We start from the raw sequence: 15,189 nt of genomic DNA, 5'->3' as shown, positions 1-15,189 counted from the left end.
GCGACGATGGGGACGTGAGCTCCCCGTCCTCGTGGCCCGCACCGTCCAGGCAGCAGCCCGGGTACCAGTCCGGGTACCCGTCCGACTACCCGTCCGGGCCGCTGCAGCCCGCCCCCGTCGGGTACGGCGGCGGACCGCTGGTGCCCGCCCAGCCCAAGCCCGAGCGTCCGCTGCTGCCGGGCGTGTGGTGGTCGCTGCTCTACAACGCCATCGCGACCGCGCTCATCGCGCTGGCGTTCGCCCTGATCGGCGCCTTCATCTGGAGCCTGGTCGCCGGTCTGTCGGAGCAGGACGCCAGCTGGTCCGAGACCGTCGGCGTGGCCGGGGGCACCCTGGCGCTGGTCGTCACCGGCATCGCCGTCGCGAGCCTGCTGGTGCAGTGGGGCTTCACTGTGCTGTGCCTGGTGCTGTGGCGGCTGGTGCGCGGTTTCCGCACCCTGCACCCGGCCGTCCAGGCGCTGCTCGCCCTGCTGACGTCGTGGATCGCGGGCTGGATCCTGTCGTTCCTGCTGCAGATCCTCGGCGTGTTCGCGAACGTGTTCCAGACCGGCACCGCCACGTACTGACGCCCCTGCTGTGCCCGAGGACGACGACCGCGCCGGTCTGCCCGACGTCGACGACCTGCTGACCACCGCCGTCGGCGGCATCGGCGGCGCGACCCGGCCGGGTCAGCACGAGATGGCGGCGCGGGTGGCGTCGGCGTTCGAGGACGGCACCCACCTGCTGGTGCAGGCCGGTACCGGTACCGGCAAGTCGCTGGCCTACCTGGTGCCGATGGTGCGGCACGCGGTCGAGACCGGTGGCCGCGCCGTCGTGTCCACCGCCACGCTGGCGCTGCAGGCGCAGGTGGTCGAGCGCGACCTGCCGCGGCTGGCCGACACGCTCGAACCCGCTCTCGGACGGCGCCTCACGTTCCAGATGGTGAAGGGACGCGGCAACTACGTCTGCAAGCACAAGCTCGGCGGCGGCTTCCCCGAGGAGGACGACCCGGGGCTGTTCGACCTGGCGCCGCTGCCCGGGCGGGTGGTGACGTCCGGGCCGACGTCGAACCTCGGTCGCGAGGTGGTGCGGCTGCGGGAGTGGGCGGAGGACACCGACTCCGGCGACCGCGACGAGCTGGTGCCGGGCGTCAGCGAGCGGGCGTGGCGGCAGGTCGCGGTGAGCGCGTTCGAGTGCCTGGGGTCGCAGGTGTGCCCGATGGCGTCGGAGTGCTTCAGCGAGAAGGCTCGTGCCCGCGCGCACACGGTCGACGTCGTCGTCACGAACCACGCGCTGCTCGCGATCGACACCTTCGAGGGACGGCAGATCCTGCCCGAGCACGACGCCCTCGTCGTCGACGAGGCGCACGAGCTGGCCGACCGTGTGACGTCGGTGATCTCCGACCAGCTGTCGGTGTCGGCGGTCGAGGCGGCGGCGTCGCGGGCTCGGCGGCACGGGTCGATCGACACGGCGCGGCTGTCGGACGCGGCGGGCCTGCTCGAGGCGGCGATCGAGGACCTCGAGCCCGGACGCTTCACCCACGGGCTGCCGTCGCAGCTGCAGGACGCGTGCGAGCAGGTGCGCGACGCCGCCCGCGAGGGCCTGACCCAGCTCAAGGACGCGACGCCCGGGAAGATGTCGGCCGGTGGCGAGGCGGCGGCCGGTGGTCTGCAGATGGCGCGCGGCGCCCTGACCGAGGTGTTCGACACGGCGGAGCGGCTGGCGGCCGGGCTGACGACCGACGTGGCGTGGCTGACCGTGTCGGAGATCGGGCGCGGGCCTCGTCGGCTGCTGCACGTGGCGCCGATCTCGGTGTCGAACCTGTTGCGCGGCAAGATGTTCGAGGACCGTTCGGTCGTGCTCACGTCCGCGACGCTGACGGTCGGCGGGACGTTCGACGCCGCTGCCGGCTCGGTGGGGCTCGCGGGGGCGGGGGCGCCGAAGTGGGAGGGCGTCGACGTCGGCAGCCCCTTCGACTACGGGAAGCAGTCGATCCTCTACGTGGCGTCGCGGCTGCCGGCACCCGGGCGCGACCCGGGGGGAGCGGCGTCGATGGACGAGCTCGCGTCGCTGATCGAGGCGGCCGGCGGGCGGACGCTCGGGCTGTTCTCGTCGCGGCGGGGTGCCGAGGAGGCGGCAGAGGCGATGCGGTCGCGGCTGTCGTTCCCGGTGCTGTGCCAGGGCGAGGACTCGATGCCGAACCTGGTGCGGACGTTCGCCGCCGACGCCCCGACGTGCTTGTTCGGGACGATGTCGCTGTGGCAGGGCGTCGACGTGCCCGGCCCCGCGTGCCAGCTCGTGGTGATCGACCGCATCCCGTTCCCGCGTCCGGACGACCCGCTGCAGTCGGCGCGCACCGAGGCGGTGGCCAAGGCGGGCGGCAACGGGTTCATGGCGGTGTCGGCGCAGCACGCCGCGCTGCGGCTGGCGCAGGGGGCCGGGCGGCTCATCCGCTCGACCGAGGACCGCGGCGTGGTGGCCGTGCTCGACTCCCGGTTGGCGACGGCCAGGTACGCCGGGTACCTGCGCGACTCGCTGCCGCCGATGTGGGCCACGACCGACGGCGACGCCGTGCGAGCGGCCCTGAAGCGGCTCGACGAGGCCGCCGGGCCGGTGCGGCCGTTAGCCGGCGTAGTGGGCGAATCGGGCGAAGTGGCCGTTGCGGACGGGTGACGGCGCGTAGTGCGATGTGGATCGTCGTTCATCTCGACGCGGTCCTGGGCAACAACGATGCGCCGGCCGCTGCCAAAAGCGACAATGGGGTCGTGCCCTTCAGAACGCGATCATCACAAGGCGAGGCTCCAGCAAGCCCGGAGCGGTTGTTCGACGACCTCATCAAGACAGGCGACGGCGTCGGGGCCTTGTGGACTCATCAAACGGACCTCCTGCGTGCCTATTCAGACAGGCACGTAGGTCATGCCAACGTAGCGCTCGAGCTTCCGACGGGAGCGGGCAAAACGTTGCCGGGCCTGCTGATTGCTGAGTGGCGGCGCCGATCGCGGGCCGAGCGAGTTCTTTACGCCTGCCCGAATCACCAGCTAGTGGACCAGGTTCGCGACGCGGCTGTAGCCAATGGGATAAGTCCAGCCGTCCTTGTAGGTCCGAAGAGTTCGTGGGATGCACGCGATAAAGCCGCCTATTCTGGAAACGAGCAGATCGGACTAACGACGTATAGCGCGCTGTTCAATGCGAAGCCGGGCATGAGCAAGCCTCACGTAATCATCTTCGATGACGCCCATTCCGCTGAAGGTTTTGTTGCCGCCAACTGGAGCGTCGAGGTGAGCCGGAGGCACCTCGGGTCCACCTATCAGTCGCTCCTGCAGATATTGGAGCCAGGCTTGCCTTCAACGGTATTCAGCGCCTTCCTCGATGACAATGACGCCCACATTGGGTCTGAGGCGCCACGCCTGACGCCGGTTAACATCTCCGCGGGGCTGGCAGATTCGCTCGCGGGGGTGTTGGCTAGGCTTGATCCGGACGACGACGATCAGAAGACCGCGTATTGGGGCTTTGTCAAGATTCGCACTTTCCTGGACAAGTGCCTAATATACGTCGGCCGTAATCGAATTCTGATCCGTCCGTTCATTCCACCGACGGGCCAGAATGGTCACTTCAAGGATGCGATACAGCGGATCTACCTCTCGGCCACTCTCGGCGATTCTGGGGAGCTTGAGAGGTCTTTCGGTGTCGCACCTATCGAGCGACTGCCGGTTCCAAGTGGCTGGGAGAAGCGCGGAGCTGGGCGTCGATTCTTCCTGTTCGCGTCGCTCCAGCGCGGGCGTAGCGCCGCGGCTTTCACGGGTGACGTTGCACTTCTCGCGAGAAAATCGGTAGTTTTATCCCCCAGCACACATGCTGCGAACAAGGTCGCGGAAATCGTGCCCAAGGGTCTCCCTCTTTTCGGTCCGAGCCAGCCAGAAACTGCGCTAATCTCCTTTCGAAGCGCAACGCGTGGAATTCTGGCACTGGCGGGTCGCTATGACGGCATCGATTTGCCAGGCGAGCAGTGTCGAGCAGTGATTCTGGATGGGCTTCCTAAGGGAGCGCACCTGCAGGAACAATTTCTTTCAGACTCGCTGCTTGCTGGGGTGGTGCTGCAGGAGCGAGTCAGAACTCGCATCATTCAGGGTGCTGGCCGTGCTACACGCGGTCTATCAGATCATTCGTTGGTTGTGCTGAAGGGTGATGACATTACAGAGTTCCTCGCGCTTCGCGAGGTACAATCGGCGCTTCGTTCCGAGTTGCAAGCGGAAATCGCGTTCGGGTTACAGAATAGCGCTGCCCGGGCGGAGGAGTTGCTCGAGAACGCCGAGATCTTTCTTGCCCAGGGAGACGAGTGGCGATCTCAGGCCGAGCCAGAGATCATCGAGCGCCGTACCGAAGCGACGCAGTCGCGCCCTACCGTCGCGCAGCCTCTTTCGAAGGCGGCAGGCTATGAGATCGAAGCCTGTGAGTCACTTCTTGCTGGCGACTGGAGACACGCCGCAGAAGCTGCAATGAAAGTGGTGGAACAGGTTCCAGGCAACGAGTTGCGGGGCTATCGCGGATTTTGGCTGTATCTCGCAGCTGCATGGACGCGAGAAGCCGATAAGCAGCAAGGTGAGCGTAGCATTACGCCGGCTGTGCTTGCGACGCTGCGGAAGGCACATGCTGCCGCTCGAGGAAGCCTATGGCTGCGCGAAGTCATGCCGCTGCCGGAAGAGGAAGTGGTTCTTGATGATCAGGTGGACGTCGAAGCGATATCGGCTGCACTTGCGAGTCGCTTCATTACCCAAGCTACGGGTGCCTTCACAAAGTTCGTTGCTGATATGGAACGCAACCTAGGCCAAACGGAGGCCAGCGCTTACGAGAATGGGTTACGCTCATTGGGCGAACTGTTGGGTGTCCGAGCCTTCAAGTCCAAAGATCAGGCACGACCTGACTGCGTCTGGATGCTTCCTAGCTGGTGGCTCACGTTCGAAGCCAAGACCGAAGACAAAGCGGAAGGCGACGTCGACGTGTGGGACATTCGGCAGGCACGAGACCACCTCGAGTTAACAGCGGCCGACGAAGGTGTTGAGATTCCCGAAGGCTCGGCCTCCTTGGTCGTTTCCCCGCGCCCCCTCATCCACCCTGACGCTGCGACCGTCGCGCCAGAACATCTTTACTACGTCACGCCGGCAACGGTTCTTGCCCTTTCGCGAGACGTGGCGGCCGCGTGGCGCGACATCCGTGCCTCGCCGAACCGAGACGACGCATTCGGTGTGGTGGCGCGCGCATTCGCTGCGCGCAACGTCCTAGCCTCTGATGCTCAAGCCCGCTTACTGCAGACGCGAGTGCAGGGGTGACTGGGCTCGGTTCGTACGAGGGCACGCCCGACACTGCGTTAGCCACCTACGACCAGGGTGAGTTCGCGATCGACGGGGCAACCTGGCACCCGATCCAGGAGGAGGCCCAGGTCGACTCCGCCGGTGGCGGTGCAGGCGCGGGCCGGCAGTAACAGCCTGCTCGCCGAGCCCTGATCGGGGACTCCGGCGGCGGGTAGGGTGCGGGGGTTCCGACCTTGGGAGTTCTTGCGTGCCCCGCCCACGGCTTGCCTTGTCCGCCACCGTCCTCGTCACTGTGTTGGTCGCGTGCGCCCCAGGTGACACCACCAGCCTCGAACCCGCTGACGGCGCCTCGCCGACGGCCGCGCCGACCGCCGTCCTGGCTGAGGAAGCAGACGATCCGGGTCTGCAGGCACCCGCGGCGTCCATCGTCTCTCCGCCACCCCGCACCACGGCCGCGGCCACGCGCGCGACCGACACCGGAGCCGATACCTCCTCCCGGGGCAGCAGCGGCAGCTCAGAGGCCTTATGCGACCCGGGCGCCGCGGCGGGGGAGCAGCAGGTGGTGGTCGTCCGCGGTTCCGGCACCCGGGCCACCGTGCGCGCCTGCTCCCGGCAGGCCGATGGCAGTTACACCACCGACCTCGGCCCGTACTCCGGGTACGTCGGGCGGTCCGGGGTGACGAGTGCGTCGAGCAAGCAGGAGGGTGACGGCCACACCCCGGGCGGGGTCTACCCGTTGCGCGGCGGCTTCGGCGCCAAGGGCGACCCCGGGCTGGCGCAGGGCTGGTTCGTCGCCGACGGCAACGACTTCTGGGTCGACGACCCGGCGTCGCCGCTCTACAACACGCACCAGCGCGGTCCTGTCGACGGACGCTGGGCCAGCGCGGAGAACCTGCTCACCGTCCCGGCCTACAACTACGCGCAGGTGATCGGGTACAACGAGTCGGCCGCACCGGGCAAGGGCAGCGCGATCTTCCTGCACGTCTCCACCGGCGGACCGACGGCCGGTTGCGTGTCGATCCCCACCGACGCCCTGCTGGCGGTGCTCCGCTGGCAGGAGCCCGGCGCCGTCATCGCGATCTCGTGAGCACCTCGCTCCCACGCCGGCTCCTCGTGTGCGGGCTCGCCCTCGCGGCCGTGGCCTCGTGCACGACGACGGACGGCGGCAGGACCGCCGACCTCACGCCCGCACCGTCGACCGGCACCACCGCGGCCGCGCCCCTGGCCGCACCCGACGACGTACCGGTGGCGGCGGGCGCGCCGGTCGGAGGCATCGTGACCCCACCGCCGCCCACCACCGCTCCGCCCGCGAACGCTGCGGACCCCGCCGGCTTCACCTGGAGCGCCCGTGCGGCGACCGCTGCCGACCTCGGGTCGAGCTGGCGCGAGGGCTGCCCGGTCGGGCCGGCGTCGCTGCGCGTGGTGTCGCTGAGCTACCACGACCTGGGCGGAGCCGTCCGCATTGGGACGCTCGTCATCCACAAGGACATCGAGTCGGCGTCGCGCCGGGCGTTCGCGTCGCTGTTCGCGCAGCGGTTCCCGTTCGAGTCCATCCGCACCGTCGACGAGTTCGGCTCCGACGACGACGCGTCTATGGCGGCCAACAACACGTCGGCCTTCAACTGCCGCTACGCGGTGACGAACTCGGCCACGAAGTCGTGGTCGAACCACGCCTACGGCCGGGCCATCGACGTGAACCCGCGGACCAACCCGTACGTGCTCGGCGGTGAGGTGCTCCCGCCGAACGGTGCGCGGTTCGCCGACCGCGACGTGCAGCACCCCGGTGGCCTCTACCGCGGGGGTGCCGCACTCGAGGCGTTCACCAGCAACGGGTTCGAGTGGGGCGGCGCCTGGCGCAACCCCGACTACCAGCACGTCGAACGCTGAGGCTCACCGTCGCAGGACGGTGACCGTGATCGACCGTCCCTCGGCCTCGACCTGCACGACGTCACCCGGCCGCACCTGACGTCCCCGCCGCGTCTCGACCTCGTCGTCGACCGTCACCGCCCCCGAGTCGAGCACGTCACGGGCGTGGCCGCCGTCCTCGACCAGCCCGGCCAGCTTCAGGAGCTGGCCGAGCCGGATCGAGGCGTCCCTGATGGGGACGCCGACGCTCTCGCTGTCGGTCACAGGGGTCAGATGCTGCGCAGGACGGCGGTGACGCGTCCGAGCACCACGGCGTCGTCGCCGTCGATGGGCGAGTAGGCGTCGTTGTGCGGGAGCAGCCAGACGTGCCCGTCCTTGCGCTTGAACGTCTTGACGGTGGCCTCGCCGTCGAGCATGGCGGCCACGATCTCGCCGTTCTCCGCGACCTGCTGCTGGCGCACGACGACCCAGTCGCCGTCGCAGATGGCGGCGTCGACCATGGAGTCGCCGACCACCTTGAGGAGGAACAGCGCGCCGTCGCCGACGATCTGGCGGGGGAGCGGGAAGACGTCCTCGACGGCCTGCTCGGCCAGGATCGGCCCGCCGGCGGCGATACGACCGACCAGCGGGACGTAGGCGGCCTCGGGGAACGCGTCGTTGATGCCGGTCTCGTCGACCTCCTCCGGCTGCACGACCTCGATGGCGCGGGGCCGGTTGGGGTCGCGGCGCAGGAAGCCCTTCTGCTCCAGCGAGCGCAGCTGGTGCGCGACGCTCGACGGGCTGGTCAGGCCGACCGCCTCGCCGATCTCGCGCACGCTCGGCGGGTAGCCGCGGGCCGCCACGGCGTCGCGGATGACCTCGAGCACCTTGCGCTGGCGGACGGTGAGACCGTCGGAGCCGTCGACCTCGGGCAGCTCATGCACGTGCGCCTCGCCGTTGCGGCTGGTGATGGCCTTGAAGGTGCCGTCGCCTGCCTTCGGGCGTCGCGGTGGGACGGTGGGCCTGGCCATGGTGCCTCCTGCGTCGGACTGGTGCGCTGCTCGTGTCGGTGAGGAAACCGTAGGGGTCCGACAGCGCCGTTTCAAACACCTGTTCGAACGTGTCGCGCCGTCCTCCCGTGCTCGCGGACCGCGTTGTCGGTGGTCGCTGCTTGGCTTCTGGGCATGACGACGAACGCCTGTACGACGAACGCGTGTTCGACGTCTGCCTGGACACGGCCGGACGCGGCTGGTACAACTCGTACACGCGTTCGATCGAACAGTCGTTCGATCAACTTCCCCGAGCGCACGGAGGTCCCGATGTCCGCACTGACGATCGACACCCTGGTCCCGGCCCTGCCGCCGCGTCGCACCCGCCACCTGGTGGCCGTGCCCGCGCGGTCGACCGGCGCCAGGGCGGCTGTCGCTCCGGACGCGACCCTCCGGCTCACCCGACGCGGTCGCCTGCTCGTCACGCTGCTGTGTAGCGCGCTGGTGCTGGCCGTCGCCGTGATCGGCGCCCGCGTGGCGTGGGCCGACAGCTCCGCAGCGGCACCGGCCACCACGCAGGTCACCGTGCTGCCGGGGCAGACGCTTTGGGAGATCGCCTCGACCGCCGACCCGTCGGTCGACCCGCGCGACGCCGTCATCGAGGTCCGCGACCTCAACGGCCTTCCCGACTCGCAGGTGTTCGCGGGTCAGGTCCTTACCGTTCCGGCCGGCTGACTGCCGCGCCGCGGCAGGTGCCACGCTGGAGTCATGACCGACGATCGCAGGAGCGTCACGCTTACCCGGCTCGAGACCGGTGTGTACGAGGCTCGCAACCGGCGCGGGGGAGTGCTCCGCTTCGGATCCATGGCGGGCGATGACTTCTCGCCCGTGGAGCTGTTGCTCGCCGCGATCGGCGGCTGCTCGGCCGTCGACATCGACAGCGTCACCTCTCGCCGGGTCGAACCCGACCGGTTCGACGTTGAGGTCAGCGCAGAGAAGGTGCGTGACGAGCACGGCAACCACCTGCAAGACATCCGCGCGACGTTCCACCTCGCGTTCCCCGAGGGCGGCGACGGCGATAAGGCCCGTCAGCTCGCGCCGCGGGCTGCTAAGACCTCGCACGACGTGTCGTGCACGGTCAGCCGGACACTCGAGCTCGGCGAGCCGGTGCAGATGGAGCTCGACGTCAGCTGAAGCGGTCACGTCGCCTCAGCAACTCGGCCCTCTTGTGTCGCAAGAAGTCCGCCTTGACGCAGCGAGGATCTCGATCGGCCGAGAGCATCGCGGGCACATGCGACTCCGCGAACTTGAGGTCCTCGTCCTTAGCGCAGTCGAGGTGTGCGTGCAGCCCCTTCCATGACCGTCGTCGCGCTGGCAGGTGCAACCCGGTGCCACGCACCGGCGCCGCCAGCACTTAGTGACGCACCCGGTGGCCGCGTCCGCGCGGTGGCTCCGGCTCGGCGGGGTGCAGCGGGTGCAGTCGTAAGTCGACGAAAGCGACGCGGTCTCGCGGACGTTCCACCGCGCGGTCGGTTCATCGTGCTCGCGCGCACCGAGCGCGGCTAGAGGCGTCTGACCGGCGACACGCCAGCGACACGCCGCCGGTGCTTGCGTAACCGTGTAGACGGATCTAGGTTCCTGACCACTAGATCTTGTAGTTACACACCCGTAAGTTGTCCACAGGTTGTGGTTCGTGTTGTCCGGTTCATGCACAGGCTGTGGACGAAACGGACCGCCCAGCACGTTGTACGCAGCACGAGAGGAGCCCGGTCCGTGCACTGCCCGTTCTGCCGCCACGGCGACTCCCGTGTCGTGGACAGTCGGACTGCCGACGACGGCCAGGCGATCCGGCGGCGGCGCCAGTGCCCCGAGTGCAACCGCCGCTTCACGACCGTCGAGACGACGTCGCTGACCGTGGTGAAGCGCTCCGGCACGAACGAGCCGTTCAGCCGCGACAAGGTCGTGTCCGGCGTCCGCAAGGCCTGCCAGGGCCGGCCGGTCAGCGAGGACGACCTGGCGCTGCTGGCCATGAAGGTCGAGGACGCCATCCGTGCCTCCGGCTGCGCCGAGATCGAGGCGCACGAGGTCGGCGTCGCCGTCCTGGCGCCGCTGCGCGAACTCGACGAGGTCGCGTACCTGCGGTTCGCCAGCGTCTACCAGGCGTTCGACTCCCTCGAGGACTTCGAGTCGGCGATCACGCTGCTGCGCGCCGAGCGCGAACCCACCGGCGTCGAGCCGGCCCGCACGGGCGAGCCCGCCCCCTAGACACCGGTGGCGGCGACGGAGGGGAAGCCGACGCCGCCACCGGGCCCACACGTGATCCACCCGCACCACCCCGCACGATCCCGGACGACAGGTCCTGACTGTCGGACCCACCGGGTAGACCAGAACCCAGCACCACCCACCACGAGGGGACCTGCACCCATGACCGAGACCGCCTCCGGCGCAGCCCGCACCCGCAAGGGCGCGCAGAAGAGCAAGGGCCTGACCATCGAGCGCGTGTACACCACGCCCGGTGTGCACCCCTACGACCAGGTCACCTGGGAGCGGCGCGACGTCGTCCAGCAGAACTGGAAGACCGGCGAGACGATCTTCGAGCAGCGGGGCGTCGAGTTCCCCGACTTCTGGAGCGTCAACGCCTCCACGATCGTCACCACCAAGTACTTCCGCGGCGCCGTCGGCACCCCCGAGCGCGAGCAGGGCCTGAAGCAGCTGGTCGACCGCGTGGTGCTCACCTACACCCAGGCCGGCCGCGACCACGGCTACTTCGCCACCGAGGACGACGCGACGGTCTTCGAGCACGAGCTCACCTGGATGCTGGTGAACCAGGTCTTCTCCTTCAACAGCCCGGTGTGGTTCAACGTCGGCACGACCTCGCCGCAGCAGGTGTCGGCGTGCTTCATCCTCGCAGTCGACGACTCGATGGACTCGATCCTGAACTGGTACCGCGAGGAGGGGATGATCTTCAAGGGCGGCTCCGGTGCCGGCCTGAACCTGTCCCGCATCCGCTCGAGCAAGGAGCTGCTGCGCTCCTCCGGCGGCACCGCCTCCGGTCCGGTCTCGTTCATGCGCGGCGCCGACGCGTCCGCGGGCACCATCAAGTCCGGCGGCGCCACCCGCCGCGCCGCGAAGATGGTCGTGCTCGACATCGACCACCCCGACATCGAGGAGTTCGTCGAGACCAAGGCGCGCGAGGAGGACAAGATCCGCGTCCTGCGCGACGCCGGGTACGACATGGACCTCGGTGGCGCCGACATCACCTCGGTGCAGTACCAGAACGCCAACAACTCGGTCCGCGTGTCCGACGCGTTCATGCGCGCGGTCGAGGAGGACGGCAAGTTCGGTCTCACCTCGCGCATCGACGGCTCGGTGATCGAGGAGATCGAGGCCAAGGCGCTGTTCGACAAGGTCGCTCACGCCGCGTGGGCCTGCGCCGACCCGGGCATCCAGTACGACGACACCATCAACGACTGGCACACCACCCCCGAGTCGGGCCGCATCAACGCCTCGAACCCGTGCTCGGAGTACATGCACCTCGACAACTCGAGCTGCAACCTGGCCAGCCTGAACCTGCTGAAGTTCCTCAAGGACGACGGCAGCTTCGACGCCAAGACGTTCGCCAAGGCCGTCGAGCTGATCATCACCGCGATGGACATCTCGATCTGCTTTGCCGACTTCCCGACCGAGGCGATCGGCGACACCACCCGCAAGTTCCGCCAGCTCGGCATCGGGTACGCCAACCTCGGCGCGCTGCTGATGGCCTCGGGCCTGGCGTACGACAGCGACGGCGGCCGCGCGCTCGCCGCCTCGATCACCTCGCTGATGACCGGGACGTCGTACAAGCGCTCGGCCGAGCTGGCCGGCGTGGTCGGCCCGTACGAGGGCTACGCCCAGAACGCCGAGGCGCACGCCCGGGTGATGCGCAAGCACGCCGCCGCCAACGACGCGGTGCGCACGCTGCACACGATGGACAAGGACGTGCACCGTGAGGCCACCAAGGCGTGGGAGCAGGTGCTGTCGATCGGTGCGAAGAACGGCTGGCGCAACAGCCAGGCGTCGGTGCTGGCCCCCACCGGCACCATCGGCTTCATGATGGACTGCGACACCACCGGCATCGAGCCCGACTTCTCGCTGGTGAAGTTCAAGAAGCTCGTCGGCGGCGGCTCGATGCAGATCGTGAACCTGACGATCCCGCGGGCGCTGCGCAAGCTCGGCTACACCGAGGAGACCGTCGAGGCGATCGTCGAGTACATCGCCGACAAGGGCCACGTCGTCGACGCCCCGGGCCTGAAGCCCGAGCACTACGAGATCTTCGACTGCGCCATGGGGGAGCGGTCCATCAAGCCGATGGGCCACGTGCGGATGATGGCGGCCACCCAGCCGTTCCTGTCCGGCGCGATCTCCAAGACGGTGAACCTGCCGGAGAGCGCGACGGTCGAGGAGATCGCCGACGTCTACTACCAGGGCTGGAAGCTCGGCCTCAAGGCGCTCGCCGTCTACCGCGACAACTGCAAGGTGGGCCAGCCGCTGGCCGACGCCAAGGCGAAGAAGGCGGACGAGCCGGCTGCTGCGGCCGAGCCCGAGGTCAAGATCGTCGAGGTGCCGAAGCCCACCCGCAAGCGGCTGCCGAAGTCGCGCCCGTCGCGCACCACCTCGTTCAGCGTCGGTGGCGCCGAGGGCTACATGACGGCGGGCTCGTACCCCGACGACGGCCTCGGTGAGGTCTTCCTCAAGCTCGGCAAGCAGGGCTCGACCCTGGCCGGCGTGATGGACGCCTTCTCGATCGCGATCTCCATCGCCCTGCAGTACGGCGTGCCGCTCGAGACCTACGTCGAGAAGTTCACCAACATGCGGTTCGAGCCGGCCGGCATGACCGACGACCCGGACGTGCGGATGAGCGCCTCGGTGATGGACTACGTGTTCCGCCGCCTGGCCCTCGACCACCTGCCGTTCGACGTGCGGTCGGCTTACGGCATCTACACCGCCGCCGAGCGCCAGCGTCAGCTCGAGACCGGCTCGTACGAGCCGGTCGTCGACGACGAGGACTCCGACGCCATGGCGCAGTCGGCCCCGGTGAAGGCCGCCGAGGTCGAGGCCAAGGTGGAGGCGACCGCGGCGCCCGAGAAGACGGTCGAGGAGGCCGCGGTCAAGGAGGCCCCCAAGGCGGTGCACTCGTCGGCCGAGCTGCTCGAGGTCATCCAGGGCCGCGAGTCGGACGCCCCGATGTGCTTCACCTGCGGGACGAAGATGCGGCCGGCGGGCAGCTGCCACGTGTGCGAGGGGTGCGGGAGCACCAGCGGCTGCAGCTGACGTCTGAGCGTCGATGAGGGCGGGACCCCGACCGGGGTCCCGCCCTCGTGCGTTGCGGAGCGACCGGGTGACTGGTCGATCACGAGACGCGGGAACCCAGACTGGCTGACCAGCCTCGTGGCGCTGGCTCCGACGTTGCCGAACGGTCGGGGCCGCGACGAAGTTCACGCTTGCTCCAACTGCGCAACGCGTCGGCGCCAACCCAGTGAGCGAGCCCAATCCACAGCATGGCCATGTCAGCAGTCCCGTTCGGCCGCCTCAGCTCGTCGAACTCGTTGACCACGACGATGGGAACGGTGGGCCGCTAATCATCCCGAGTTAAGGCTGCGCCTGCATGTCCACGTTGTGATCGAGGCGAACCGCAGTGCTGGAGCGTGGTGCCCATCTCTGCGAGAAGGGATCTCCCATCGACCCGGCGGACGTGACCGGTCGACCAAGATTGAGACCTAGTGGAACCCGATGCTAGGCGTTGCGGTTCGCAGGGACACGTCGTGCACGTCCTGCCCGCTCGTCGCCACCCAATGAAACTGAGTTAAACTAGAATGGACGGGCATAAACCGACTCCAAAAGCTCCAAATGACGCAGGCGCCACGAACACGCCATAGTCGCCAGCTTGCTGAGTACTACGAGATCGCCAACCACTTGGACGCCGAGCGGTTGCCGACGGCCTTCTTCCAGACCAGGGGCATGCACACCGCGCTCCAGGCCCAGCTCAACGGTGGGCCGGTGCTGCTCCTCACCGATGACGCGGCCAGCCTGGCTTCGGCGCGCGACGAGCATCCGGGGTGGTGTTGGCTTGTACACCTCTGAGACCTTGGAGGCCGGCGCTATCCGGTTCAATTCAAGTAAGGGCTCCTCGCTCGATGCGCTCCTCGATCTGGTTCACGACATGCTTCTGTACGACGACTGACACGCCGTCTCTACCCGCGTGCCAGATGCCAGCAGGCGGGCTTGAGATGCTGGCGCCATGCCACCGATCTACGACCTCGAACATTGGCTACGCGAGCAGTGCAGCGAGTACGTATTCAGCCTAATCGGCGTTTTCGAGGCAAAGGGTCACCACGATTGGCCGCTTGTCGCCAGCGACGAGTCGGACCTCGTTCGGCGGCTTGTCGAGGGTGGCCATATCTTGCCGCTCCCAAAGGAGCCCGCCTCGCTCGCCAACGTGCTCGAGGTAAGCATCGTTGATTTCCTACTGTTGCGGATCGGCGAGCTTGAGAACGCGATCGCCACCCGCGGCACCGAGCGCGGCTACCCGGATCTGGAGATTAGCGGTCAGGCGTTCGGCGGCGGCTTTCACGCCGTCGACATCAAGGTAGCGCGGCGCAAGGCGACCAAACGGGGCTTTAGCAAGAATACCAACAGCCGAGTGACCCTCTATACCGGCAACACCTACTTCCGGCACCCGACACTGACCTGGCCTGGCGCTACGCGCCCGTTCAACGATTACGCCTCGCACCTCGACGTCATCGGCATCTACACCCTGGACGAGGACAGCGCTGCTCGCGTAAGGGACCTGGAGCTCATCGTTCAGCCGCCGTGGAAGATCGCCAGCCGGCAGCGATCATCGACGACCCGGGAGTACATCGGCGCCGTGACGGAGATCGACGCCCTGCGGGAGGGGCAGGGGGAGTTCGAGTCGCCGGATGCGTTCTACGCCTACTGGCGTAGGTACAAGTTCAAGGTCGGTGACGCCGTCCAGCAGCAGCTAGACAAGCTGCTCAAGGGCGACGCCGACCGCTGAGGCGCCAACGCTC

At 68.3% G+C, this 15,189-nt stretch carries 12 protein-coding genes; 10 read left to right on the top strand and 2 right to left on the bottom strand.

The window, feature by feature from the left end; translation table 11 throughout:
• Positions 1 to 14: 14 nt before the first annotated feature.
• The 5 genes from ACYVKY_RS09790 to ACYVKY_RS09770 all read left to right on the top strand — a co-directional run bounded on the left by ACYVKY_RS09790 (position 15) and on the right by ACYVKY_RS09770 (position 7,175).
• Entirely contained in the window at positions 15 to 566 is a 552-nt protein-coding gene (locus ACYVKY_RS09790) for a hypothetical protein (RefSeq protein ID WP_460434785.1), read from the top strand.
• A 10-nt stretch (positions 567 to 576) separates the two neighbouring features.
• Positions 577 to 2,652, top strand: coding sequence for an ATP-dependent DNA helicase (locus ACYVKY_RS09785; protein WP_460434784.1), 2,076 nt, complete (start codon positions 577 to 579; stop codon positions 2,650 to 2,652).
• Positions 2,653 to 2,666: 14 nt separating this feature from the next.
• Positions 2,667 to 5,306 carry a DEAD/DEAH box-containing ATP-dependent helicase gene (locus ACYVKY_RS09780; RefSeq protein ID WP_460434783.1) on the top strand — a complete coding sequence of 880 codons (2,640 nt, stop codon included), beginning with the start codon at positions 2,667 to 2,669 and terminating at the stop codon, positions 5,304 to 5,306.
• 541 nt (positions 5,307 to 5,847) lie between these two features.
• Positions 5,848 to 6,375: a L,D-transpeptidase family protein gene (locus ACYVKY_RS09775; protein ID WP_460434782.1), complete on the top strand. Its 528-nt coding sequence runs from the start codon at positions 5,848 to 5,850 to the stop codon at positions 6,373 to 6,375.
• Positions 6,372 to 7,175, top strand: coding sequence for a M15 family metallopeptidase (locus tag ACYVKY_RS09770; RefSeq protein WP_460434781.1), 804 nt, complete (start codon positions 6,372 to 6,374; stop codon positions 7,173 to 7,175). Before ACYVKY_RS09775 ends, ACYVKY_RS09770 begins: the two co-directional genes overlap by 4 nt.
• Before the next feature lie 3 nt (positions 7,176 to 7,178).
• Here the strand turns inward: ACYVKY_RS09770 and ACYVKY_RS09765 are convergent, their stop codons facing one another.
• Positions 7,179 to 7,418: an RNA-binding S4 domain-containing protein gene (locus ACYVKY_RS09765; protein ID WP_460434780.1), complete on the bottom strand. Its 240-nt coding sequence runs from the start codon at positions 7,416 to 7,418 to the stop codon at positions 7,179 to 7,181.
• A gap of 5 nt (positions 7,419 to 7,423) precedes the next feature.
• Positions 7,424 to 8,164, bottom strand: coding sequence for a LexA family protein (gene lexA, locus ACYVKY_RS09760; protein ID WP_460434779.1), 741 nt, complete (start codon positions 8,162 to 8,164; stop codon positions 7,424 to 7,426).
• A 288-nt stretch (positions 8,165 to 8,452) separates the two neighbouring features.
• On the opposite strand from lexA, the gene ACYVKY_RS09755 reads away from it, so the two are divergent.
• From ACYVKY_RS09755 to ACYVKY_RS09735, 5 genes are all read left to right on the top strand, one after another.
• Positions 8,453 to 8,857: a LysM peptidoglycan-binding domain-containing protein gene (locus tag ACYVKY_RS09755; protein WP_460434778.1), complete on the top strand. Its 405-nt coding sequence runs from the start codon at positions 8,453 to 8,455 to the stop codon at positions 8,855 to 8,857.
• Between the two features lie 33 nt (positions 8,858 to 8,890).
• Positions 8,891 to 9,316 (top strand): OsmC family protein, encoded by a 426-nt coding sequence (locus ACYVKY_RS09750; protein WP_460434777.1) that lies wholly within the window; start codon positions 8,891 to 8,893, stop codon positions 9,314 to 9,316.
• Positions 9,317 to 9,895: 579 nt separating this feature from the next.
• Positions 9,896 to 10,387 carry a transcriptional regulator NrdR gene (gene nrdR / locus ACYVKY_RS09745; protein WP_460434776.1) on the top strand — a complete coding sequence of 164 codons (492 nt, stop codon included), beginning with the start codon at positions 9,896 to 9,898 and terminating at the stop codon, positions 10,385 to 10,387.
• 159 nt (positions 10,388 to 10,546) lie between these two features.
• Positions 10,547 to 13,432 (top strand): vitamin B12-dependent ribonucleotide reductase, encoded by a 2,886-nt coding sequence (locus tag ACYVKY_RS09740; RefSeq protein ID WP_460434775.1) that lies wholly within the window; start codon positions 10,547 to 10,549, stop codon positions 13,430 to 13,432.
• A 967-nt stretch (positions 13,433 to 14,399) separates the two neighbouring features.
• Positions 14,400 to 15,176: a PDDEXK family nuclease gene (locus ACYVKY_RS09735; protein ID WP_460434774.1), complete on the top strand. Its 777-nt coding sequence runs from the start codon at positions 14,400 to 14,402 to the stop codon at positions 15,174 to 15,176.
• The last annotated feature ends 13 nt before the right edge of the window (positions 15,177 to 15,189 follow it).

This window comes from Angustibacter speluncae (assembly GCF_054777815.1).
This window is presented reverse-complemented; position numbering and strand designations above follow the sequence as displayed.